19 protein-coding genes are annotated in these 25,017 nt (G+C 52.0%); 12 read left to right on the forward strand and 7 right to left on the reverse strand.

All coding sequences use genetic code 11. The features are described 5' to 3' along the window. Nucleotides 1–46: 46 nt before the first annotated feature. The 3 genes from yeiP to JL661_RS06190 form a co-directional block, all read right to left on the reverse strand. The gene (yeiP, locus tag JL661_RS06180; protein ID WP_004238035.1) at nt 47–619 is read right to left on the reverse strand and encodes an elongation factor P-like protein YeiP; all 573 of its coding nucleotides are present in this window, start codon (nt 617–619) and stop codon (nt 47–49) included. A 151-nt stretch (nt 620–770) separates the two neighbouring features. Next, nucleotides 771–2,018, reverse strand: a complete 1,248-nt coding sequence (gene mtr / locus JL661_RS06185; RefSeq protein WP_004238037.1) for a tryptophan permease — start codon at nt 2,016–2,018, stop codon at nt 771–773. Nucleotides 2,019–2,179: 161 nt separating this feature from the next. Further along, the gene (locus tag JL661_RS06190) at nt 2,180–2,602 is read right to left on the reverse strand and encodes a nucleotide triphosphate diphosphatase NUDT15 (RefSeq protein WP_004238038.1); all 423 of its coding nucleotides are present in this window, start codon (nt 2,600–2,602) and stop codon (nt 2,180–2,182) included. Between the two features lie 238 nt (nt 2,603–2,840). On the opposite strand from JL661_RS06190, the gene fruK reads away from it, so the two are divergent. After that, the gene (gene fruK, locus JL661_RS06195) at nt 2,841–3,779 is read left to right on the forward strand and encodes a 1-phosphofructokinase (protein ID WP_036418649.1); all 939 of its coding nucleotides are present in this window, start codon (nt 2,841–2,843) and stop codon (nt 3,777–3,779) included. A 6-nt stretch (nt 3,780–3,785) separates the two neighbouring features. Here the strand turns inward: fruK and nfo are convergent, their stop codons facing one another. Both nfo and JL661_RS06205 read right to left on the reverse strand, forming a co-directional pair. Further along, entirely contained in the window at nt 3,786–4,628 is an 843-nt protein-coding gene (gene nfo / locus JL661_RS06200) for a deoxyribonuclease IV (protein ID WP_004238040.1), read from the reverse strand. Between the two features lie 105 nt (nt 4,629–4,733). Continuing rightward, nucleotides 4,734–5,822, reverse strand: coding sequence for a YeiH family protein (locus JL661_RS06205; protein ID WP_036406030.1), 1,089 nt, complete (start codon nt 5,820–5,822; stop codon nt 4,734–4,736). Between the two features lie 181 nt (nt 5,823–6,003). On the opposite strand from JL661_RS06205, the gene yieE reads away from it, so the two are divergent. The 10 genes from yieE to JL661_RS06255 all read left to right on the forward strand — a co-directional run bounded on the left by yieE (nt 6,004) and on the right by JL661_RS06255 (nt 19,253). Continuing rightward, a complete protein-coding gene (yieE, locus tag JL661_RS06210; RefSeq protein ID WP_004238044.1) occupies nt 6,004–6,870 on the forward strand; it encodes a DNA-binding transcriptional regulator YeiE in 867 nt (288 codons plus the stop codon). 187 nt (nt 6,871–7,057) lie between these two features. Continuing rightward, nucleotides 7,058–8,539, forward strand: a complete 1,482-nt coding sequence (locus JL661_RS06215; RefSeq protein WP_004238046.1) for an amino acid permease — start codon at nt 7,058–7,060, stop codon at nt 8,537–8,539. 345 nt (nt 8,540–8,884) lie between these two features. Next, nucleotides 8,885–9,976, forward strand: coding sequence for an ABC transporter substrate-binding protein (locus JL661_RS06220; RefSeq protein ID WP_004238047.1), 1,092 nt, complete (start codon nt 8,885–8,887; stop codon nt 9,974–9,976). 28 nt (nt 9,977–10,004) lie between these two features. Beyond that, nucleotides 10,005–11,102 carry a FecCD family ABC transporter permease gene (locus JL661_RS06225; RefSeq protein WP_004238048.1) on the forward strand — a complete coding sequence of 366 codons (1,098 nt, stop codon included), beginning with the start codon at nt 10,005–10,007 and terminating at the stop codon, nt 11,100–11,102. A 1-nt stretch (nt 11,103) separates the two neighbouring features. Then, the gene (locus JL661_RS06230; RefSeq protein ID WP_004238050.1) at nt 11,104–11,922 is read left to right on the forward strand and encodes an ABC transporter ATP-binding protein; all 819 of its coding nucleotides are present in this window, start codon (nt 11,104–11,106) and stop codon (nt 11,920–11,922) included. A 280-nt stretch (nt 11,923–12,202) separates the two neighbouring features. Further along, the gene (locus tag JL661_RS06235) at nt 12,203–14,167 is read left to right on the forward strand and encodes a ligand-gated channel protein (protein WP_032098687.1); all 1,965 of its coding nucleotides are present in this window, start codon (nt 12,203–12,205) and stop codon (nt 14,165–14,167) included. Nucleotides 14,168–14,751: 584 nt separating this feature from the next. Then, on the forward strand, nt 14,752–16,131 hold the full coding sequence (locus JL661_RS06240; protein ID WP_004240658.1) for an APC family permease: 1,380 nt from the start codon (nt 14,752–14,754) through the stop codon (nt 16,129–16,131). 124 nt (nt 16,132–16,255) lie between these two features. Continuing rightward, nucleotides 16,256–17,041 (forward strand): sulfite exporter TauE/SafE family protein, encoded by a 786-nt coding sequence (locus JL661_RS06245; protein WP_004238053.1) that lies wholly within the window; start codon nt 16,256–16,258, stop codon nt 17,039–17,041. A gap of 112 nt (nt 17,042–17,153) precedes the next feature. Further along, nucleotides 17,154–18,899 carry a D-lactate dehydrogenase gene (dld, locus tag JL661_RS06250; RefSeq protein WP_004238055.1) on the forward strand — a complete coding sequence of 582 codons (1,746 nt, stop codon included), beginning with the start codon at nt 17,154–17,156 and terminating at the stop codon, nt 18,897–18,899. Between the two features lie 57 nt (nt 18,900–18,956). Beyond that, nucleotides 18,957–19,253 carry a hypothetical protein gene (locus JL661_RS06255; RefSeq protein WP_223302402.1) on the forward strand — a complete coding sequence of 99 codons (297 nt, stop codon included), beginning with the start codon at nt 18,957–18,959 and terminating at the stop codon, nt 19,251–19,253. A gap of 40 nt (nt 19,254–19,293) precedes the next feature. Here the strand turns inward: JL661_RS06255 and sbcB are convergent, their stop codons facing one another. After that, entirely contained in the window at nt 19,294–20,712 is a 1,419-nt protein-coding gene (gene sbcB / locus JL661_RS06260; RefSeq protein ID WP_062771365.1) for an exodeoxyribonuclease I, read from the reverse strand. Nucleotides 20,713–20,989: 277 nt separating this feature from the next. On the opposite strand from sbcB, the gene tmaR reads away from it, so the two are divergent. After that, nucleotides 20,990–21,316: a PTS system regulator TmaR gene (gene tmaR, locus JL661_RS06265; protein WP_015422834.1), complete on the forward strand. Its 327-nt coding sequence runs from the start codon at nt 20,990–20,992 to the stop codon at nt 21,314–21,316. Nucleotides 21,317–21,425: 109 nt separating this feature from the next. Here tmaR and rne read toward each other — a convergent pair whose 3' ends face one another. Then, on the reverse strand, nt 21,426–24,590 hold the full coding sequence (gene rne / locus JL661_RS06270; RefSeq protein ID WP_062771367.1) for a ribonuclease E: 3,165 nt from the start codon (nt 24,588–24,590) through the stop codon (nt 21,426–21,428). Between the last annotated feature and the right edge of the window lie 427 nt (nt 24,591–25,017).

Below are 25,017 nucleotides of genomic sequence, written 5' to 3' on the forward strand. Positions count from 1 at the left end.
GAAAACCGGTAACCCGGTAACAGGCAGTTTTTACCGGCTGCGGGAATTAATCCGCGCGGCCCATATAACGGCGTTCCGCGATATGAATGCGGATTTTTTCACCGTTACTCAGGTATTCAGGCACCTGAATCACCAGCCCGGTCGGCATGGTTGCCGGTTTGGTCCGTGCACTGGCGGATGCACCCTTGATGCCCGGGGTGGTTTCAACGATTTCCATATCGACAGTCTGCGGTAACTCCAGCGCCAGCACCTGGCCATCCATTGTCAGTACCTGCATACCCGGCAGACCTTCCTCGGGAATAAACAGCAGTTCTTCTTCGATCTGATCTTTTTTCATCGGATACGGCGTGAAGTCTTCATCATCCATAAAGACATACTCATCACCATCAACATAAGAGAGCTGAACAGCGCGGCGGGTTAAGGTAATGGTCTCAATAATATCATCGCCTTTAAAACGCTCTTCCACTTTCTGACCGGTACGGACATCAGTAAAACGCATTTTATACAGGGTGCTGGCCCCGCGGGCACTTGGCGTCTGGACATCGATATCTTTGACCATCAGCAGCTTGCCGTTATAGCTCACTGCGGTTCCGCGTTTAATTTCATTGGCTTTTGCCATAATTTGTCCCGTTACATAATGAACATCAATAGTAAAGCAGGCCTTAAAGCCTGCCGATTGGCGACAAAATTACTCGCAGTTTTTCCAATGTGCAAGCCCAAATTATCACACCCGCCTGCAGAAATGCAGCGGGTGTGATATCCGGGTGAAATCAGCGGTAAACCGGCAGGAGATCCATCATGGATAAAATATGTGTGACGGCGTTGAGAAGCCCGAACAGAATGATAAAGATGATCATCGCATTGCCGCCCGGCACACGGTAGGCTGCCTGCGGGAAGCGGCGGCGGGTGGCTTTTGCCATCAGCGCCGGGACAATCACCGCCCAGATGGTTGCTGCCAGCCCGGCATAACCGATGGCATACAGGAACCCGTCCGGGTACAGCACTGCCAGAATCGCCGGCGGAACAAAGGTAAACACGGCGGATTTCAGGCGTCCGGTGCCGTTATCCTTAAACTTAAAGAAGTCAGCGATGTAGTCAAACAGTCCCAGCGACACCCCGAGGAAGGAGCTGGCCAGCGCCATATAACTGAAGGCATTGAGTAACTGCACCGTAGTGTCACTGTTGATAGCGGCTTTCATCTGGCTTAACAGCGCGGTGATATTGCCGCCTTCCGCGATAACCTGCTTAAAGTTTTCACGCGGGACGTTACCCTGGGCGGCCAGCTGCCATAAGATATAGATCACCAGTGAAATCAGGGAGCCGATAAGCAGACTGCGCACGACGGATTTCGCGTCATTACGGTAATATTTCACCAGACCCGGCACGTTACCGTGGAAGCCGAATGAGGTCAGCAGGAACGGCAGCGCTACCAGTGCATACGGCAGATAGCGGGCTTCCGGGTCCTGTGTGTTAAATAATACCGCGGTTTTCACTTCCGTGATCATGCCGCCTGCGGACATCACAAATGCAATCACCATCCCGCCGATTAAAATGGTGCACAGACGGTCAACGGCTTTGGTGGAAATCCAGACAATCACGGCCACCACGGCAGCAAAGAAAATCCCGCTCATCGCCGGGGTGATATTGAGTCCGCGTGCTGCCAGGTTCTCCTGTAACATCGAACCACCGGCCGAGATATATGCATAAGTCAGAATATAGAGCACAAAGGCGATGGAGAGCCCGTTAATTACTGACCAGCCGTTACCCAGCAGATCTTTGGTAATGGTGTGAAAGCTGGAGCCTGACGGATAATTGAGGTTTGCCTCGAGGATCATCAGCCCGGAGGTATACATACAAAACCAGGTGTAAATCAGCAGCAGAACGGAGCCGGTAAACCAGACACCCGCTGTCATTACAGGGATGGAAAACATGCCTGCACCGACAGCGGTACCGGCGATAATCATGGCACCGCCCAGGACGGAAGGGCGTTTGGTTTGTGTTATTGCGTCGCTGCTCATTAAATAAATCCTCCGGTTACTCAGCTCCGTGTACTAGCTTGATGATACGGCGGCAAAAAAAGGTTGTAAAGCAGATAAACTGATAAATCCGCGTAATTGTGTGTGATTGAATGATAAATGAGCAATTACCGCCCCGGTAGTCAGGTGCGGCATGTAACGGATTATTTTGTCAGATAAAACTGATTGGTCTGCCACAGATGAATGGCGTTGCGGCTGGCTTCAAAATGCGGTTCGGGCAGATTATCCGGAGAGCACCAGATAATGCCGTCAAATTTATCCGGCTCCCGGATCACCGGCAGCGTATCGCTGTCATAGTGTGCCAGCAGGCAGACTGATACCGTGTGCTTGCCTTCCGCCCGGTATGTTTCCAGGTTATTGCACAGACCGATAACCTTCGGGTCAGTAAGGGTAATGCCGATCTCTTCCTGAATTTCACGGATAGCGCAGGCTTCAAAGGTTTCACCGGGATCAACATGTCCCCCGAAAATGGACCAGTATGGCGCATGTTTGCCGCTGCGTTTACCCAGCAGCACTTCACCTTTGCTGTTGACAATAACCACCCCGGTACCAACGACGACTGACATTATTTTTTCCTTCTTTTTAATCAGATTGCGGGCGCTATGGTACACTTCCGTGCGCCGGAGTGACAGCCTGTCTGTTTTTGACAATATCTTCCTGCAAAATGAATGATTCAGAGCATAGAATATCTGCCTGTCTGTGTTATAACTGAAACGATTCAAAAGCAGCTGTTGTATCATGCTGCATTATATTACTAATGATTATAACCCGTTAGCCAAAAATAACAGAGGGAGCACCCGGCTGATGACCCGTCGAGTAGCCACAATTACCTTAAATCCGGCCTATGACCTTGTGGGAATGTGTCCGTCCCTTGTCCCGGGCGAGGTGAACCGTGTCAGAACGGTTGGGTTACATCCTGCGGGAAAAGGCATTAATGTCGCCAAAGTTCTGCGCGACCTCGGGGTGGATGTAACTGTCAGCGGCTTTCTGGGGAAAGATAATCAGGAAGAATTTCAGCATTTTTTCAGTGAAAACGGGCTGGCAAACCGCTTCCATGTGATCCCGGGGCGCACCCGGATCAACGTGAAACTGACCGAAAACAGCGGCTCGGTGACGGATCTGAATTTCTCCGGTTTCCGTATCACCGAGAGCGAATGGCAGAAGTTTATGGCCGATTCACTGACCTGGCTCGGGCAGTTCGATATGGTGGTGGTCAGCGGCAGCCTGCCGGAAGGTGTGGATCCGGCGTGGTTCACCACCTGGATGAGCCGCCTGCGCCAGCTGTGTCCGTGCATTATTTTTGACAGCAGCCGTGAGGCGCTGGTGGCCGGTCTGAAAGCCACGCCGTGGCTGGTGAAGCCCAACCGTCATGAACTTGAGATCTGGGCGGGTAAACCGCTGCCGGAACTGAAGGATGTGATTAACGCCGCCCATGCCCTGCGGGACAAAGGCATTGCCCATGTGGTGATTTCGCTGGGGCAGGAAGGGGCGCTGTGGGTGAATGCCTCCGGTGCCTGGCGTGCACTGCCGCCGCATTGCGAGGTGGTGAGCACCGTCGGGGCAGGGGATTCAATGGTCGGCGGCCTGGTATACGGCCTGCTGATGAGCCAGAGCAGCGAACACACGCTGCGGATGGCGACAGCGGTGTCTGCACTGGCAGTGAGCCAGCCCGGTGTCGGTGTCCGTGACCGCGCCGAACTGGCGGCAATGATGGCAAAAATTAAACTCAGCCCGGTGGTATAACCCGGGTTATTTTTCCAGCGATTTCAGCCAGGCAATTTCCTGCGCCCAGATATCCGGATTCACGGTTTCCAGTACCATCGGGATGCCGTCGAACCGTTTATCTTTCATAATAAACTCAAACGGCGCATTGCCGATTTTACCCTGACCGAGACTATCGTGACGGTCAACGCGGCTGGCGAACTCACTTTTTGCATCATTCAGGTGCATGCCCTTCAGATACTCAAACCCGACAATGCTTTCAAAATCCGCAAACGTGGCTTTGCAGGTTTCCGGTGTCCGCAGATCATACCCGGCGGCAAACGCGTGGCAGGTATCGATACAGACACCAACGCGGGATTTATCCTCCACGCCCTCAATAATGGCGGCCAGTTGCTCAAAGCGGAACCCGAGGTTGCTTCCCTGTCCGGCGGTATTTTCAATCACGGCAATCACACCGCTGGTTTTATCCAGCGCAATATTAATGGATTCCGCGATCCGCGCCAGACAAGCCTTTTCCTCAATCTTATTGAGGTGGCTGCCGGGATGGAAATTCAGACGGTCGATCCCGAGCTGTTCGCAGCGCTGCAATTCATCAAGAAATGCCTCGCGGGATTTTTCCAGTGCTTCCGTTTCCGGATGGCCGAGGTTAATCAAATAGCTGTCGTGGGGCAGGATCTGCCCGTGGCCGTAGCCGTATTTTTTGCAGTTGGCCTTAAAGGCCGCGATGACGTTTTCCGGCAGGGGGGCAGCTTTCCACTGGCGCTGATTTTTGGTGAACAGGGCAAAGGCTGTGGCGCCCAGTTCATGCGCACGGATAACTGCCTGATCAACACCACCGGCGGCGCTGACGTGTGCTCCGACATATTTCATTGGTTTTTCTCCTTCTTTGTGCCGATTATGGCATAAGGAACCGGAGAATGCAGTGACAGGATATCCCGGCCGCACAACCGGGATATCACAGAAAGAAGGGCAGGATCAACCGGTGATCAGCGGGATAAGCAGGTTAATTGCCGCACCGCCGCCAATCAGCCAGCCGAACAGCACCAGCGCCATCAGCATCGGCTTGATACCGGCCTGGCGGATAGCACTGACGTGAGTGGTCAGGCCGAGTGCCACCATTGCCATCGCCAGCAGAATGGTATCGAGCACAATAATCTGGCGGACAATAATTTCCGGGATCAGATGGAAGGAGTTAAATCCGGCCACCAGAATAAAGAAGACGGCAAACCACGGGATAGTGATTTTGGATTTTTCCTTCGCCGCGCCCCCGGCACTGCTTTTCTGACGGCTCAGATACTGAGACAGGATCAGAAGGAACGGCGCCAGCATCATCACGCGGATCATTTTACTGATCACGGCGCTGTTTTCCGCATCCGGGCTGATGGTGTGACCAATCGCCACCACCTGAGCCACTTCATGCACGGAAGACCCGGCATACACCCCGAAACTCATGTCGGTGAACGGCAGCCAGCCCAGCGCGGCATTGAGATGGAACAGCCACGGGTACAGGAAGATACCGATGGTGCCGAAAATCACCACGGTGGAGACCGCAACCGCCACTTTACTTGCCGGGGCTTTAACCACCGGCTCGGTGGCCATCACCGCTGCCGCACCACAGATACTGCTACCGGCACCAATCAGAATGACGGTTTCTCTGTCCAGCCCGAACCATTTACGGCCGATATACATGGCGATCAGGAAGGTGCTGGTCAGCATCACGGCATCAATAATCACGCCGCTGATCCCGACATCGGCAATCTGCTGAAATGTCAGACGGAAGCCGTACAGGATGATCCCCGCCCGTAAAAAATAGTGTTTGGCAAACCCCACCCCGGCTTCGCACTGTGGCTTGATATGCGGGTAAACGGTATTACCGGCAATAATCCCCAGCAGAATAGCCAGTGTCAGTGCGCCCAGCCCGAGGTTGATAAACCAGGGCATTTCCCCGAGCAGCATAGCGGCGGTGGTCAGAACCCCCGCCAGGACAAAGCCCGGAAGTAGTCTCAGCCACATCGGTTTTGCTGTGCAGCGGGCTTTTTCGGTTTTGATATGACTTTCAGACATAAGTAACTCACAAAAAGGAATAACGATGTGCAAAGCATAGCGGAAAGCGTAATATTTTTAAAATTCATAATAATTCTATAATCAACCTAAAAATCAGGTTAGCGGTAATGGCAATGTTAAATTATAAGTATAATGTTAATATGATGATAATAATCGGGATAAAATAAGGGAGCGCTTTGCCATGCGCATCACACTGAGACAGCTCGAAGTCTTTACAGAAGTTCAGAAGTCCGGTTCGACGACACAAGCTTCCCAGCAGCTGGCGCTTTCACAGTCCGCCGTGAGTGCCTCTCTGACGGATCTGGAAAATCAGCTGAATGTTCAGCTGTTTGACCGGGTCGGTAAACGGCTGGTGACCAATGAACACGGACGGCTGCTGTATCCGAAAGCCATTGCCCTGCTCGAGCAGGCCGGTGAAATTGAACAGCTGTTTAAAACCGATGCGGGGGCATTGCGTTTTGCGGCCAGTACCACCATCGGCAACTATATGCTGCCGGAAATGCTGGGGGCATACCGTGCAGTGCATGAAAATACACCGGTTGAATTATTTATCGCTAATACTGAGGAAGTGATTAAAGCCGTGCTGGAGTTCCGCGCGGATATGGGGCTTATCGAAGGGGTCTGCCATTCCCCGGAACTGATTACCGAGCCGTGGCTGGAAGATGAGCTGGTGATTTTCTGCAGCCCGGATAATCCGCTCAGTCAGAAAAGCAATGTGACTCCTGATGATCTGAAAAATGTGGCCTGGGTTCTGCGTGAACGCGGTTCGGGTACGCGGGAAGTGCTGGATCAGATCCTCTTTAACCGTCTGCCGGGTTTCCGCGTGGAAATGGAGCTGGGGAATTCCGAGGCCGTCAAACACGCGGTACGCTTCGGGCGCGGGGTCAGTTGTCTGTCGCGGCGGGTGATTGCCGAACAGCTGAGTAACGGGCTGTTGTCAGAGGTGAAGATTGCCGGGCTTACCCTCAACCGCACACTTTTCCGGATTTATCACCGTCAGAAACATATCTCCAACGCCCTCAATACCTTCCTGACCTATTGCCGCTGACGCGGCATCTGTTTCTTCTGCCGCCGGTTTCCGGCGGGCAGCTGAGGCAAATTATAAGCCGGGTGCTTATAATTCCGCAGCGATTATGCAGGTATCTTATAATGCCGCATATTTGCTGGGTACAGTCCCGGGATTTCGCTACAATCACGCTCAGTGGATGAAAATAACTACATGAAACAGGATTGTAATGTCTCAGCAAGCAAATCAAATCGCGGGTGAACAACCGCAGACACTGCGCCGTGAATTAAAGGCGCGCCATCTGGCGATGATCGCCATCGGCGGATCTATCGGTACGGGGCTGTTTGTCGCTTCCGGTGCCACTGTTGCCCAGGCCGGTCCCGGCGGGGCGCTGTTAACCTATGCCATTATCGGCCTGATGGTCTATTTCCTGATGACCAGCCTCGGCGAACTCGCGGCCTATATGCCGGTATCGGGTTCATTTGCCACTTACGGCGCCAAATATGTGGATGAAGGCTTCGGTTTCGCACTGGGCTGGAACTACTGGTACAACTGGGCGGTGACTATCGCGGTTGACCTGGTGGCAGCACAGCTGGTGATGACCTACTGGTTCCCGGCAGATCAGATTCCGGGCTGGGTCTGGAGTGCGGCGTTCCTCGCCATCATGTTCCTGCTTAACTTTATCTCTGTAAAAGGATTCGGTGAGGCGGAATACTGGTTCTCCTTAATTAAGGTCAGTACCGTTATCCTGTTTATTGTTGTCGGCGTGATGATGATCACCGGCATTATGAAAGGCGGGGAAGGTGCTGGCTGGCATAACTGGACTGTCGGCGAGGCACCGTTCAAGGGCGGGTTTGCCGCGATGATCGGGGTGGCCATGATTGTCGGCTTCTCCTTCCAGGGAACAGAACTTATCGGTATCGCTGCCGGTGAATCCAAAGATCCGGCCAAAAATATTCCGAAAGCGGTGCGTAAGGTGTTCTGGCGTATCCTGCTGTTCTATGTGCTGGCGATTCTGGTGATCAGCCTGATTATCCCGTACACCGACCCGAATCTGCTGCGTAATGATGAAACCGATATCAGCGTCAGTCCGTTCACCCTGGTCTTTGAACGCGCCGGTCTGCTCTCTGCGGCAGCAGTGATGAACGCGGTTATCCTGACAGCGGTACTGTCTGCGGGTAACTCCGGGATGTATGCCTCCACCCGTATGCTGTACACCCTGGCAAAATCCGGCAAAGCACCGAAACTGTTTGCCAAACTGTCCAAAGGCGGTGTGCCGCGTAACGCGCTGATTGCCACGACGGTGATTGCTGCGCTCTGCTTCCTGACATCGATGTTCGGTAACCAGTCTGTGTATCTGTGGCTGCTGAATGCCTCGGGGATGACCGGCTTTATCGCCTGGCTGGGGATTGCCATCAGCCACTACCGTTTCCGCAGAGGCTATATTAAGCAGGGCTATGACCTGAACGATCTGCCGTACCGCTCCGGTTTCTTCCCGGTCGGCCCGATCTTCGCCTTTATTCTGTGTCTGACCATCACCCTCGGTCAGAACTACGAAGCCTTCCTGCAGGATCAGATTGACTGGGTGGGTGTGGTCGCGACCTATATCGGTCTGCCGCTGTTCTTCGCCATCTGGTTTGGTTATAAAATTGTTAAGCGTACTAAGTTTGTCCGCTACGGCGAAATGGACTTTCCGGCCAGCCATAAATAAGGCTGTGTGACCCGATTTTGTGACATATCACGTAAATTGATAAAAAACCTGACGATCCTGGTCAGGTTTTTTTTTATGTTTGTCGTTACAGGCTTTGCAGGGGTATTTACGGGTTGAAACTGTGTTTATCCGTTAAGTCAGTCGTTTTATCTGTTAATAATGAATATCACTTACAGATTATCTTTCGATATATCGCTATCACCTGATGATAACGAATATTGTAATGAGGAAGATAATTATTCCGTATTGATAAGGGTTCTTATTTGCTTTATTGTTAACGCCAATTTCTGACAGATAACAGGAGTCGGTAACGTGAAATTAGTATCTGTAGCAAAAGGGCTGACCATGAGCCTGGCAGCAGGGGCTGTTCTGATGAGCAGCGCAGCATGGGCGGAAACAGTGGTTGATGCCGCAGGGCGTACGGTGGAAGTACCGGAAAAAGTGGAGCGCATCCTGTTAGGGGAAGGGCGTATGATCCACGCGGTGGCATTGCTGGAAGGGGACAAACCACTGGCACGTATTGCCGGCTGGCAGGGTGACTTCCGCAAACTCGACCCGCAGTCTTATGCTGTCTACAAAGCTAAATTCCCGGAAATCGACAAGATCCCGCTGATCGGTAACACGACAGAGGACAGCGTCAGTGCAGAAAAAGTATTAACCCTCAATCCGGATGTGGCTATTTTCGGCCTGGCCGGTCACGGACCGGGTAAAAACAGCGAGCTGGTCGGTCAGCTGGAAAAAGCCGGTATCCCGGTTGTCTTTGTGGATTTCCGCAACGAACCGCTGAAAAACACTCTGCCGGGTATGCGTGTGCTGGGTAAAGTGCTGCACCGCGAAGAAAAAGCCAAAGCCTTTGAAGATTTCTATCAGAAGCAGATGAAGTTAGTCACTGACGTGACAGACAAAATCCCGGAAGATAAAAAACCGACCGTGTTTATCGATCTGCGCGCCGGGTCTTTCCCTGACTGCTGCGGTACTGCCGGTAACGGTAACCTCGGTAACTTTATCGATCTGGCGGGCGGTAAAAACATCGCCAAAGACGTTCTGCCGACACCACTGGGTACCATGAACCTGGAGAAAGTGATTGCGGCGGATCCGGATATTTATCTGGTCAGCGGCGCGAAAGCCCCGGGCAGCACCGATGCGGGTGTTCAGCTGGGTGCGCAGGCAACAGAAGCGGATGCCAAAGCCAGCCTGAAAGCCATTACTGAGCGTAAGGGCATTAATACCCTGACCGCAGTGAAAGAAGGGCGTGACTATGCTATCTGGCACAACTATTATAACTCACCTTATAACGTGATTGCCGCGCAGGCCTTTGCCAAGTGGTTCTATCCGGAGCAGTTTAAAGATCTGGATCCGAAGAAAACCATGGATGAAATGTACAGTCAGTTCCTGGCTGTCGAACCAACCGGCACATACTGGGTCAGCGGTAAATAATTTTAAGTAGTCAGCAGGTATTTGAATAATGAGTATTACCACAGAAGCAATGCTACAGACGAAGCCGGAACAGGCAGGCAGTGAATTAAGCTGTGATGTGAAATCACATTACCGGCGTGTACTGCGCAGGCGGCTGATGTGGATGTTTGCGGTGGTTGCGGTAATACTCTGTACCGTGGTGCTCGATTTCACCATGGGGCCGTCCGGGCTGACCCTTGATGCACTCTGGCAGACCCTGGTGTCGCCGGAAAGTGTATCCGCGGGCACCCGTGTGATTGTCTGGGAAATACGTCTGCCGTATGCCCTGATGGCCGTGGTGGTCGGCATGTCTCTCGGTCTTGCCGGGGCAGAGATGCAGACCATCCTCAATAACCCGCTGGCGAGTCCGTTTACCCTCGGCGTCTCCAACGCCGCATCGTTTGGTGCGGCGCTGGCGATAGTCCTCGGAATTGGTATTCCGGGCGTACCGGATCAGTGGTTTGTTTCCGCGAACGCCTTTATTTTTGCCCTGTTTTCCGCGCTGATGCTTGACGGCATCACCCGCTGGACACGAGTGGCAACCTCCGGTGTGGTGTTATTCGGTATCGCAATGGTCTTTACCTTTAACGCACTGGTATCAATGATGCAGTTTATCGCCACGGAAGACACCTTACAGGGGCTGGTTTTCTGGACGATGGGCAGCCTGGCGCGCGCCACCTGGGTGAAACTGGGTGTGATGACGCTGGCCTTTGCCATTCTGCTGCCGATTTCCATGAGTAACTCGTGGAAGCTGACCGCACTGCGCCTCGGCGAAGATCGCGCTGTCAGTTTTGGTATTAACGTGCGCCGTCTGCGTCTCGGTACGTTGCTGCGCATCAGTATTCTGACCGCGCTGGCGGTGGCTTTTGTCGGCCCGATTGCGTTTATCGGCCTGGTCGCGCCGCACATTGCCCGCATGATGTTCGGTGAGGATCACCGTTTCTATCTGCCGGCGAGTGCATTAATCGGGGCGCTGGTATTGTCGATGGCATCCATTGCCTCGAAAAACCTGATTCCGGGCGTGATTATTCCGGTCGGTATTGTGACATCACTGGTAGGTGTGCCGTTCTTCCTGAGCATGATCCTGCGTCATAAAGGGAGCATGTAAGATGGATTTGAATGCAATGTCTGCTCAGAGCGGGTTACAGATTAAACACTTCAATGCCGGTTATCCGAAACGGAAAATCATTGAAGACCTGAATGTTGAGCCTCTGCCGCGCGGTAAAATCACCGTGCTGCTCGGGCCGAACGGCAGCGGGAAATCGACCCTGCTGCGCTCCCTGGCCGGTCTGAACAAGGCGGAGGGGCAGTTACTGCTCGATGGTCATGATCTGACGCGGATGAATTTTGCCGAACGCGCGAAGCAGGTGGTTTATCTGCCGCAGACACTACCTGCCGGGGTGCACCTGCATGTGCTGGAATCCGTGATTGTTGCACAGCGGGCTTCAGGCGGTATTTCTGACCGCGACAGTGAGCAGGAAGTGATGTCTCTGCTGTCACAATTAGGCATTGAACATCTGGCGCTGCATTATCTGGATCAGTTATCCGGCGGTCAGAAACAATTAGTCGGGCTGGCGCAATCATTAATCCGTCAGCCGACACTGTTATTACTGGATGAGCCGTTAAGTGCGCTGGATTTAAATTATCAGTATCACGTAATGGATTTGGTACGCCGTGAAACTCAGCGCCGGAATATTATTACGGTGGTGGTTGTGCATGATATTAATATCGCACTGCGTCACGGTGATCATATATTAATGCTGAAAGACGGGAATTTAATTGCGGAAGGGGATCCGGAAGCGGTTATTACGCCGGACAGCCTGGCAACCGTTTATGGTGTGCGCGGCCGTATTGAGCACTGCTCGCAGTCTGTGCCGCATGTTGTTATTGATGGCCTGGTGCCGCGCGCGGTTGCGGTGCTGGCATAATAAAACCGGTTTATATTACATATTCTTTTTTATTCTCTGCGGAATATATTTCCGCAGAGGGTGATTATCTGCATGCCGCATATGTTTTTATGCGCTGATAATACATTGTTTTCTGTATAATTTATTTTTATAAAAACAAATAACCTTATAAAAGGTAATAATAAAATAATGACGAATGCCTGCAATGGCAGGGTCATTATTATTTAAAAAAAGGGATATAAATCCCTCAGAGCGAATGTCGATTGTCCATAAATATATTATCTCTTGGAGAATCAAAAGAATGGTTATTTTTTCAAAAAGAAAAGTGGCGGTATGTGTTATGGCAGCACTCGCCGCTCAGGTGATGGCTGCTCAGGCTGCAAATAAAGAAGACGTGATTGTGGTTACCACCGCATCCGGCTTCCAGCAGAAAATTGAGGATGCTGCGGCGACTATTTCCGTTGTTTCACGCGAACAACTGGAAGATAAAGCCTACCGCGATGTGACTGATGCCCTGAAAGATGTGCCGGGTGTTGTGGTCACCGGCGGCGGCAGCTCGTCAGATATCAGTATCCGCGGGATGGATCCGAAGTACACCATGATCCTCGTGGACGGGAAACGGGTTGCCAGCCGCGAAACGCGCCCTAATAGTGATAACTCCGGAATTGAACAGGGATGGTTGCCGCCGCTGACTGCGATTGATCGCATTGAAGTGGTGCGCGGACCGATGTCTTCACTGTATGGTTCGGATGCCATGGGCGGGGTTATCAATATTATCACGCGGAAAGCGCAGGGTGAGTGGCATGCGAGCGTCCGGACAGATGCAACCATTACCGAACGCAAAGACAGCGGTAACACCGGGCAGGGCAGCTTCTTTGCCGCCGGTCCGCTGGTGGATAACCTGCTGAGTATGAAAGTGAATGGCCAGTATTCCCATCGCGGTGAAGATAATTTCGCGAACGGCTTTAACCGTCAGATCATGACCAGCGGCGGCGGTACACTGACATTAACGCCGGATGAGCAGAACAGCATCGATTTTGATTTCAAAAAAGATAATCAGCACCGCGATTCCCGTCTCGGGAAAAGTGCCTCTGCGCGCAGCAAAGAGAGCAGCTTCAGCAAGTATGAGATGTCGCAGTATGCGATTACTCATGACGGTAACTATGACTGGGGCAGCATGAACAGCTATGTTCAGCGTAATGAAACCAAAAACCCGGGCCGTAATATGGAGTATTACGACACTATCGCCCGTAACCAGACTGTTATGCCGCTCGGCGACCATATGTTGAGCCTCGGCGGTCAGTACCGTTTCGAAGAGCTGAAAGATCAGGGCAATAAATTAGCCGGCAATAAACTTGACCGCTACAGCTGGGCGCTGTTTGCAGAGGATGACTGGGCGCTGACCAATGATTTCACCCTGACCGGCGGTCTGCGTATGGATAAGGATGAAAACTTCGGTACGCACTGGACGCCGCGTGTTTACGGTGTGTGGCATCTGGATGAGAGCTGGACAGTGAAAGGTGGCGTGTCCACCGGTTACCGTTCACCTGATCTGCGCCAGGCAACGGCTTCATGGGGTCAGGTGACCGGCGGCGGCAGTCTGAACGGTGTTATTTTCGGTAACCCGGATCTGAAACCGGAGAAAAGTGTCACCGAAGAGATCAGTGTGCTGTGGAATAATCAGGATAATCTCAATATGAGCCTGACTGTCTTTAACACTGACTTTAAAGATAAGATCACCGAAATCCGCCGTTGTGGTACAGGAACCGATACTATCTGTACGGAAAAAGATCCGGATAACAAAACCTACGATTTCATCAGTGACCGTATCAACGTCGATAAAGCCAATATGCGCGGTGTGGAAGCGATTATGAACTGGCAGATTGTCGAGTCTGTGGATCTGACAGCGAACTATACCTTCACCGATTCCGAGCAGAAGAGTGGTGCTTTCAAAGGCAAAGCGCTGAATAAGATGCCGAAACATATGGCTAACGCCACGCTGAACTGGGATACCACGCAGGATATCAAAACCTGGAGCCGGATTAACTTCCGCGGCAAAACCTCCGATTATCTGTCCCGCACCAGTATGGCTACAGGAACCGGTTCTTATGCCACGGTGGATGTCGGCGGCAGCTATCAGCTGAATAAAGACCTGAACTTTGTGGCGGGTGTGTATAACGTGCTGGATCGCCGTATCAATAATGAAAACTACGGTGCCACACTTGACGGCCGTCGTTACAATATCGGTCTGAATTATAACTTCTGATGTAACCATCATTCATTATTATGTGCCGAAACACGGCGTCCTTTTCAGGGCGTCGTGTTTTTTTATGGCAGGCAGAGTGACTGGAAAACACACGAACAGCCGGATTTTTTAACGTTTCAGCTATAAATATTCAAAGTTTCATCACAGAAATTCTGCCGGTAAAGCAGTATGTAAAAAAATTACTGGATCAGGGCGAACAAAGCTTGAAATTTATGACTGAGGGGTGCAGAATGCGCCATCCAAAAAAAATAACTGATGCATTTATACGCATCGGTTTTTTTTTTGCACTAAAATATTGTCACCGACAAAAAAAGGGGCCGATAGGCCGGATAACTGTTTACTGAATTACACCGGACGATAAACACCGGTATGAGGATGCGATAAATGGCGCAATTTTTCACTTTTGCACCTGTGCCAATCGGCGCTGGCTGCTGCAACGACGACTACGGAGCACGGCGCTCCTGCTCAGCACTCCAAACCCCTTCTTACTTCACTGCCTACAGGCAGATGCGAAGTCTTCCCGGTAACACGCCATCTGATAGTAGTATCAGTATGATTGTCGGTGTTACGGGGGGGATTCGCTCATGTCGCATAATACTACCCTCGATATTGGCCTGAATCGTACAGCTGCCAATAACCGCGTACAACTCGCAAAAACACTTACCCTCGTTCAGGTTGTCATGATGGGGCTTGCGTACCTGCAGCCGATGACTATCTTTGATACGTTCGGGATTGTGTCCGAAATTACCAGCGGTCATGTTGCGACCTCTTATGCTATCGCACTGACAGCCATTCTTTTTACTGCGCTGAGTTACGGCAAACTGGTTAAACGGTTCCCGTCCGCAGGCTCGGCGTATACTTATGCCCAGAAATCCATGAGTCCACATATCGGCTTTATGGTTGGCTGGTCATCGCTGCTGGACTACCTGTTCATGCCGATGATCAACATTCTGCTGGCAAAAATTTATCTTCAGGCAATCTTCCCTGACTGTCCGCCATGGATTTTCGTCGCGGGTCTGGTTTTCCTGATGACATTATTTAACCTGCGCGGCATCAATGTTGTGGCAAACCTCAATACCGGGATTGTACTGGTACAGGTTGCTGTGATGATTGTGTTTGTCGGTCTGCTGGTCCGTGGTGTGTCTGCGGGTGAAGGGGCGGGTACGCTGCTCTCCTTCCGTCCGTTTGCTTCCATTGATGCGGAACTGATCCCGATGATAAGCGGGGCGACCATACTGTGCTTCTCCTTCTTAGGATTTGACGGTATCAGCTCACTGTCAGAAGAAACACCGAATGCCGGGAAAGTGATCCCGAAAGCGATTTTCCTGACCGCACTGATTGGTGGTCTGATCTTTATCGCGGTGTCTTATTTCCTGCAGCTCTATTTCCCGGATGTATCCCGTTTCAACAATCCGGAAGAGTCACAGCCTGAAATTATGTACATGGTGGCCGGTGCCTTCTTCCAGTCCATCATTCTGGTATTCTCCTGCGTAACCGTACTGGCTTCCGGTATGGCGGCACAGGCAGGGGTATCCCGTCTGATGTATGTGATGGGCCGTGACGGCGTGTTCCCGGAGAAATTCTTCGGCTACGTGCATCCGAAATGGCGTACCCCGGCACTGAACGTGCTGCTGGTGGGTGTGCTGGCGCTGAGTGCAGTCTGGTTTGATCTGGTTACCGCAACCGCGCTGATTAACTTCGGGGCACTGGTGGCGTTCACTTTCGTTAACCTGTCTGTGATTTCACAGTTCTACATCCGCGAGCGCCGTAACAAGACGCTGGGCGACCAGATCAACTATCTGCTGCTGCCGATTATCGGTGCCGCGACAGTGACCGTGCTCTGGTTCAACCTCGATGCGAAATCGATGGAACTGGGTCTGAGCTGGGGCGCGCTGGGTCTGATTTATATGTTATGGCTGACCCGCCGTTTCCGCCGTCCGATGCCGCAGATGCCGGAACAGTAAGTCTTTAAGCAGTTATGTCGTGAAAACGGCGCACAGTTTGATGCTGTGCGCCGTTTTTTTTATGTGTAATCGCGTATAGTAACCCTCTGAAAGTATAGAAAATGATAATAATTAAGGGATGCGGATGTATATTGAGCACAGTCTGATGGCAGACTATTTTTATGCGGGACTGGCACTGCTGGTCATCGCCTCTTTTGTGGCCGGATATATTGATTCCATTGCCGGCGGTGCAGGGCTGATTCTGATCCCGGCCTTTATGCTGACCGGTCTGCCGCCGCATATGGCGCTGGGACAGGAAAAACTGGTGAGCTCTGTCGGTACGCTGGCGGCCATTTCTAATTTCATTAAAAACAAATCGGTTTACTGGCAGATAATTCCGGCCGGGATTATTTCATCGTTCTTCGGGGCCTGGGTGGGCGCGAAAGCGATTATATATCTGCCGTCTGAAACGATTACCTATATTATTATCTGTATGCTGCCGATCGGCCTGCTGGCGGCCTTTTTTAAAGGAAAACTCGGTGGTGCACAACAGGGCAGCGCCGTGCGCAAATCTGTATGGCTGGTCTTTTTCACCTGCTTTATTGTCGGTTTCTATGACGGCTTTTTCGGGCCGGGTACCGGCAGTATCTTTATTATCTGTCTGTTTCTGATCAATAACCTCGATTTACTGAAATCCTCCGCGACCTCGAAAATCTTTAACCTGGCATCAAATGCCGGCGGACTGGTCGCCTTTATTATGGCCGGGCATATCGCCTTTCTGCTCAGTATCCCGATGATCGCCGCCAGTCTGCTCGGGAATCACCTCGGCAGCCAGCATGCTATCCGCACCAACGGAGAAATTGTCCGTAAAATCCTGATCCTGACAGTCGGGATTATGATGGTGACGCTGCTGATCAACCTGTTCAGATAAGCCGGATTCGTGGTTAATCTGTTAAATTTGTTAAAAATAGTATTTGTATTATAAATAAGATAAGAGGCATAATTACTTAATGAACAATAAGTAATCTGAATCGGGGTAAAGTATGATCAACAATCAACAACCTGACGGCGCACGTCTTATTCAGGCACTGACAGATATTGTCAGTCACAAACACATTTTAACAGAGCCGCGTAAGACGGAGCGATACCGCAAAGGCTTCCGTTCCGGAGAAGGCAGCGCGCTGGCGGTGGTGTTCCCGGGCACGCTGTATGAACTGTGGCAGGTGTTTAAAGCCGCTGTTGAAGCTGACAGAATTGTGATCATGCAGGCGGCCAATACCGGTCTGACCGAAGGCTCCACCCCGAGCGGAGATGATTATGACCGCGAAATTATCATTATCAGCACACTGCGCCTGGATAAAATTCAGGTACTGACAAAACAGCAGCAGGTGGTGGCACTGCCGGGCAGCACTCTGTGGCACCTGGAAAAAGTCCTGAAACCGCTGGGTCGTGAGCCGCATTCAGTGATCGGTTCTTCCTGTATCGGGGCTTCCGTGGTCGGCGGGATTTGTAATAACTCCGGTGGTTCACTGGTGCAGCGCGGTCCCGCTTATACCGAACTGGCGCTGTACGGCCGCGTTAATGCGGACGGCAGCGCAGAACTGGTTAACCATCTGGGGATTGATTTAGGATCCACGCCGGAAGAAATTCTGAATTGTCTGGAATACCGGCAGTATCAGGATGCGGATATTGAGGACACGGATAAACCGGCCTCTGACCATGATTATCATCAGCGTATCCGTGATGTGGATGCGGACACCCCATCCCGTTTCAACGCCGACGAACGCCGCCTGTTTGAAGCCTCCGGCTGTGCCGGTAAGCTGGTGGTGTTTGCAGTGCGCCTTGATACCTTCCCGTCTCAGGGAGAGAGTAAAGTTTTCTATATCGGCACCAATACGCCTTCTGTGCTGGAAGATATCCGCCGTCATATTCTCGCGGAGTTTGAGCATCTGCCGGTGGCCGGTGAATATATGCACCGCGAATGTTATGACATCGCAAAAGTCTACGGCAAAGACAGCTTCCTGATGATTGATAAACTCGGCACTGAAAAAATGCCGAAGCTGTTCACAATCAAAGGGCGGATGGATGCTGTTTTCAATAAAATCCCGCTGCTGCCGAAAAATCTGATTGACCGCACAATGCAGTTATTCAGTCATCTGTGGCCGAACCATCTGCCGCGCCGGATGGAAGAGTACCGCGATAAATATGAGCATCACCTGATGCTGAAAATGGCCGGAGAGGGGATTGATGAAGCCCGTAACTGGCTGAGCACTTTCTTTGACAATGCAGAGGGTGCTTTCTTTGAGTGTGATGCCAAAGAGGGGGCGGATGCTTTCCTGCACCGCTTTGTGGCCGCCGGTGCCGCCATCCGCTATCACGCGGTCAACAGCAGCAAAGTGGAAGATATCCTCGCACTGGATATTGCACTGCGCCGTAATGACCAGGCGTGGCTGGAAGTCCTGCCGCCGGAAATTGAGAGCAAACTGGTGCATAAACTCTACTACGGACATTTTTTATGCCACGTTTTCCATCAGGACTATATTGTGAAGAAAGGCGTGGATCCGCATGCGCTGAAAGAGGAAATGCTGGAAATCCTGAACACGCGCGGGGCGGAATATCCGGCAGAGCATAATGTCGGCCATCTGTATAAAGCGAAACCTCAGCTGAAAGCCTTCTATAAAGCCACCGATCCGACCAACACCCTGAACCCGGGACTGGGCAAAACCAGTAAATTAAAATATTGGGGGGAAGGGCACGAAGGATGTGGCTGCGGAAAGTATAATCAGTAATGTTAATAAGGGATTAAATTCACTATAATCAGCTTTTCTCCCTGTTTACTGATGATTATGTTTAAAAGACTCAAGAATGCCTTCGGCAAAGCGGTTCCGGTCAAGTGCCATAAAGCAGAGGTGCTGCATAACCTCAGCACGGATGAGCGGGCGCTGATTGTGTATATCCTGAATGCCCGTGATGAAAATGTCAGTATCGGCATTAAGCACAGCAGTGCGGATTCACTGATCACCAAAGGGGTGCTGAAAGAACTGGGGCGGGATACAGAGAGCCGCACGCGGCTGGTCTCTGTTTGTCCGAAGTACAGGGAATCCCTGTGCCGGGTATTCTATACCGCCAATAAAGCGGGATGATTTCACTGCCGGGAGTCTCCCTCCCGGCAGTCTGTTCTGATTACTGCGCCAGGTGCTGCGCGTACTGCACCAGCTTCTTCAGTAATTCTGTCTTGTTTGCATCATGCTGATATTCCTGCATCATTTCACCAATCTGCTCAAAATAACGGGTTAAATTATCCTGATTAAAGACCTCACGGCGATGGGCAAGCCAGCGCTGCTGCTCATGCTCATCCAGTGTGCCGGGGAAATTCCGGGCGCGGTAGCGGAACAGTAACTCCGGCAGACGGGCATCCTGGTAACTCAGCGCCAGTGCCGGCAGATTCTTTGGATCCGTTTCGCGGATAATCGTCATGGCCGCTTTATCCGAATCACTGAAAAAGCCCTGATAAATCATGCGATCCACATCATTCTGCGGCGGAAACTCACGTGGTTGTGCGAACACTGCCACGACTTTTTCGCGGATCTCCGGATGCTGATGCAGCAACTCTGCATTACGGGCACACAGGTCTTTATCCAGCCCGATACGCTGTGCATCCTGCGGGCGCAGGGTATTTTCCGGTGCCAGGATCGGACACTTATTGATATGCACCAGTTTGAGCGGTACCGGGGACGCGTCTTCCGGCAGTTCATCACGGCGGGTGTACAGGTGTTCGCGCAGGGTATCCGCATCCAGCGTCAGCAGCGGGGTCAGGTCACCGGCGAGGTCACACATAATCACGGCATTGCGGTTATCCGGATGCCATGCCAGCGGGGCTACCAGGCTGGTATTGGCGCGGACAGCCCCGAACATTCCGGAGACATGCACCAGTGGTTTCATGGACGGAATATCAATCAGTGCCGCGAGTTTGCGCTTATCGCGCAGACTGAAGAAATAATCGAACAGACGCGGCTGTGCACCGCGCAGCTGTTTTGCCATGGCAATGGTAGCATATACATCCGCCATCGCATCGTGGGCATTTTCATGAGCGATACCGTTGGCGGCAGTCAGGTGTTCCAGCTTAAAGCTCGGCAGCCCTTCGTCATTCTCCGGCCAGTTTGTGCCGTCCGGACGCAGCGCATAGCAGGCGCGGGTGATATCGATCAGATCCCAGCGGGAATTGCGGTTCATCCAGCTGTAGGCATACGGGTCGTAAAAATTCCGGTAGAAAATATTACGGGTGACTTCATCATCAAAACGAATGCTGTTATAGCCGAGAATACAGGTGTCCGGCTGTGTAAAGGTGTCATGAATCAGCTTAGCAAACTGCGCTTCATTAACCCCTTTATGCAGGGCTTCCTGCGGCGTGATGCCGGTTATCATCACAGCAGCGGGCTGCGGCAGATAATCATCCGCCGGGGCGCAGTAGGCGATCACCGGGTCGGCGATAATATTGAATTCACTGTCAGTGCGGACACCGGCAAACTGCGCCGGGCGGTCACCGGCAGGATCCTGCCCGAAGGTTTCGTAATCGTGAAAGAAAAATTGTGCTGAAGACACCGTATGGCCCGTTTTCTGATAAATGATGGGCTACAGGGTAACAAATTGGGAACAAAATACCAATTTCAGTCCTGATTATCCCGGCAATACGATTTGATGGCAGATCTCACAAAATGGCGGTAATTTGTGCGGAATTTATATTAGCTGAAACAATTCCGCTCAGAAATACGCTACACTGAAGAAAACCGCAGAAAACCGGCGGAATTGCTTGTCGGCAGTCATGGTTAACCTGTATTGTTTAATGAATCACATTTCAGATATGACTAAGGGTAGAATAATGGACAACACAACCAAGCCTTCCTTTCACAATGTCCTGGAGTTCGTTCGTATGTTTCGCCGTAAAAACAAAATACTGCGTGAAATAACTGACAACGAAAAGAAAATTCGTGATAACCAGAAACGTGTACTTCTGCTTGATAACCTGAGTGAATACATCAAGCCGGGCATGTCCATTGAAGATATCCAGGCTATCATTGCCAATATGCGCAGTGACTATGAAGATCGTGTGGATGAGTACATTATCAAGAATGCGGATCTGTCAAAAGAGCGCCGCGAAATCTCCAGAGAACTCAAAGCGATGGGCGATATCAAAGATATTAAGTAATCGCACAGACTGAACAGCAGAAACCGTGAATTGAATATTCGCGGTTTTTTTTATCTTTTCCATAAAAAAATGGCTCCCGGGGGAGCCATTTTCAGTTCAGTGCGGATTATCAGAGCAGGGTTTTTGACGGCTCTGATGCAGCATGGTTAGTGGCCGCATGACCGCCTGCACCGTGCAGCGCATAGGCTTCGCGGGCTTCACGCTGGTATTCGGTGATAACAAAGGCTTCGCCGGTGGTTGCCGGAGCAGGGGCTTTGGTCATCGGTGAATAAGCATGACGGCCGGCAGCAACGACAGTTGTTTCAGTAACCGGAGCCGCAACCGGTGCGGTAACAGGTTCAGCCACAACAACTGCCTCAGGCTCTGCAATCACTTCCGGTTCTGCAACAACAACCGGTGCAACTGGTTCCGTGACAGTAACAGGCTCAGTAACAATCACGTCAGTCACAACAGGCTCACTGGCGACAACGTCAGCCGTTTCCTGTACAGGCTCTTCTGCCGGTACAGATTCAGTGGCAGTATCCGCAACCGGTGTTTCTTCCGGAGCAGTGACCTGAGGAGCCTCAGATGCGACAGTCAGAGAGAACTGTTCTGCCACAACGGTGGTTTCTGTAGTTTCAGCAATCACCTGAGCAACAACAGCGGTTTCGGTAATCACAGCGGTTGTTTCGGTGATTTCCGGTGTCTCAGCTGCGATTTCCTGTTCTGCCTGTGCAGCAGGTGCCACAACCGGATACTGGATCCACACTTTACCGGAAGCCAGTTCAGGGGAGAACACAGCCATTTCCAGCGGAACCGGAGACTGCGTCAGCTGACGGTCTTCACGGTAACGGCGGCGGCGCTGACCACTCACACGCAGATGACGCGGTGAACGGCGGGAGCGGCGCGGCAGGATGTTATCACTGTGTGCCTCATCACCATTGTTTTCCGCCGCTGCCGGTACGTCGGTATCTGCGGGAACTGCCACTGGTGCATTATCGATAACAACCGGAACCGGTGCTGCAACAGCCGGTTTAGTCTGTGTTTCACCATCAGTGATACGGACAGAACCGTTCAGCTGGCGGCGGGTACGACGCTGACGAACCGGTGTCGGTGCATCATCATCTTCCGTATTGCCGTCATTGTTCAGTGCATCCTGATCTTCCTGCTGGGCGCGCAGTTTTTTCGCATCCTGCTGGACACGTTTTTCGTCCTGACGGCGGCGCTGACGCTCTGCGCGCTGTTCACGGCGTAACTGCTGCTGTGCTTCGCGGGCGGCCAGCTCTTCCGGTGTCAGATCTTCGTTCGGGGTATTCTGATTGCGGCCTTTACGCGGCTCATTCACAGTATCGCGATCGCGTTTGTTGCGCGATTCGTTGTCACTGCGTTCACTGCGCTCAGGGCGGTCAGCACGCTCGGTACGTTCGCCGTTGCGATCATTACGGTCACGACGGTTACGGCGCTGTTTGTTACGATCATTCCCGCCGCGGCGGTTGTTGTCGTTAGTCTGTTTTTTCTCTTTCTGTTCAGTTTCTTCCGGGACAGCAGGAGCGGAGCCGAACAGTTTTTTGATGAGACGGCTGAAGAAACCACCTTCAGAAGCCGCAGGTGCCTGCTTGTCCTGACGGTTATCGCGTTTGCTTTCCGGTTTGCGGGTGGCGGCAGTCTGTGCCGGTACCGGTGCATCGGATGTGATAGCAAAGGCATTGATAGCCGGTTGTTCCGGTGCACGGCGTTCCTGAGTTTCCTCTTCTTCACCGGCAGCGGATTCCGCTTCGTATTTCTCCGGCAGGCGGTAGCTCAGGGTACCGATTTCATCACCTTTACGGACACGGACCACACGGAAGTGCGGGGTTTCCATCTGGTTGTTCGGCACGATAATCACGCTGACACCGGCCTGACGTGCTTCAATCGCACTGACAGCCTGGCGTTTTTCGTTCAGCAGATAAGAGGCGACCGGTACCGGCACAATTGCATGTACCTGATGGGTATTCTCTTTCAGCGCTTCTTCTTCAATCAGACGCAGAATGGAGAGCGCCAGTGATTCGTTATCACGCACAGTCCCGGTGCCGCTGCATCGCGGACACACATGATGGCTTGATTCACCCAGTGACGGGCTCAGACGCTGACGGGACATCTCCAGCAGACCAAAGCGGGAAATGCGGCCAATCTGGATACGGGCGCGATCCTGACGGACAGCTTCGCGCATGCGGTTTTCCACTTCGCGCTGATGACGGACCGGGGTCATATCGATAAAGTCGATAACAATCAGGCCGCCGAGGTCACGCAGGCGCAGCTGGCGGGCGATTTCATCCGCCGCTTCCAGGTTGGTGTTAAAGGCAGTTTCTTCGATATCACCGCCGCGCGTTGAGCGGGAGGAGTTGATATCGATAGCAGTCAGGGCTTCGGTGGTGTCGATAACAATCGCACCGCCGGACGGCAGACGGACTTCGCGCTGGAAAGCGGATTCAATCTGCGACTCAATCTGATAGTGACTGAACAGCGGCACTTCGCCCTGATACAGTTTAATTTTGCTGGCAAAATCCGCACGGCCGATAGCAGTGATGTGCTTGCGTGCCAGTTCCAGAATTTTCGGGTTATCGATGAGGATCTCACCGATGTCCGGGCGCAGGTAATCACGGAACGCGCGGACGATAACATTACTTTCCTGATGAATCAGGAATGGTGCAGGGCGGCCTTCAGCAACTTTTTTGATGGCTTCCCAGTGCTTGATACGGTACTCGAGATCCCAGCGCAGGGCATCGGCTGATTTACCCACACCGGCGGTGCGGACAATCAGACCCATTCCATCCGGGATATCCAGGGCAGACAGGGCTTCTTTCAGTTCGGTGCGGTCATCCCCTTCGATACGGCGGGAGATCCCCCCGGCACGCGGGTTATTCGGCATCAGAACCAGATAGCTGCCGGCCAGGCTGATAAAGGTGGTGAGTGCCGCGCCTTTATTACCGCGCTCTTCTTTGTCCACCTGAACAATGACTTCCTGACCTTCTCTCAGGACATCTTTGATATTCGGGCGGCCGGATGCGTGGTAATTAGCAGGGAAATACTCGCGGGCAATTTCTTTGACGGGAAGGAAACCGTGACGCTCTGCGCCATAGTCAACAAAAGCAGCTTCTAAACTCGGTTCAATACGGGTGATTTTCCCTTTATAGATGTTTGCTTTTTTTTGTTCGTGACCGGGGCTTTCGATATCCAGATCATACAAGCGCTGCCCGTCGACAAGGGCAACACGCAACTCTTCCTGCTGAGTTGCGTTGATTAACATTCTTTTCATTATAAGTTACTCAATTTTTTTCATTTAATTAGTGCGCTGCGGGCAATTTCGTTGCTACCGGAACCGATGACCTCGTGGCTTTTACCGCACCGTCAGCCTCCCGGCTGTCGATCGTATAGAGGTGCAAATTGTGTCGGTGAGGTTCAGTCTTGTCTGAATCCCCGTTGCCGGCTGAAAATCACGTTTATACGTGATACCGGCCCGGTAAGCTGCAACCCGCAGCCCGCTGATTATCTGACCGGAAATAACGTCTTACGCCATTGCTGCGTTGTCATCGGTCAGACAAAGATAAAATATCTGTTTTGCCAAAATCGGCGCATGCATTATTCCATTGCCGGTGTGGTTATAGCAAGGTGACATTGCATGTTTCGGTGAAAATTATGCAGAAATTTGTTAATGACGTTAATCCTTGGTCTTTTTCCGGAAA

The organism is Morganella morganii (assembly GCF_019243775.1).
Taxonomy (GTDB): Bacteria; Pseudomonadota; Gammaproteobacteria; order Enterobacterales; family Enterobacteriaceae; genus Morganella; species Morganella morganii.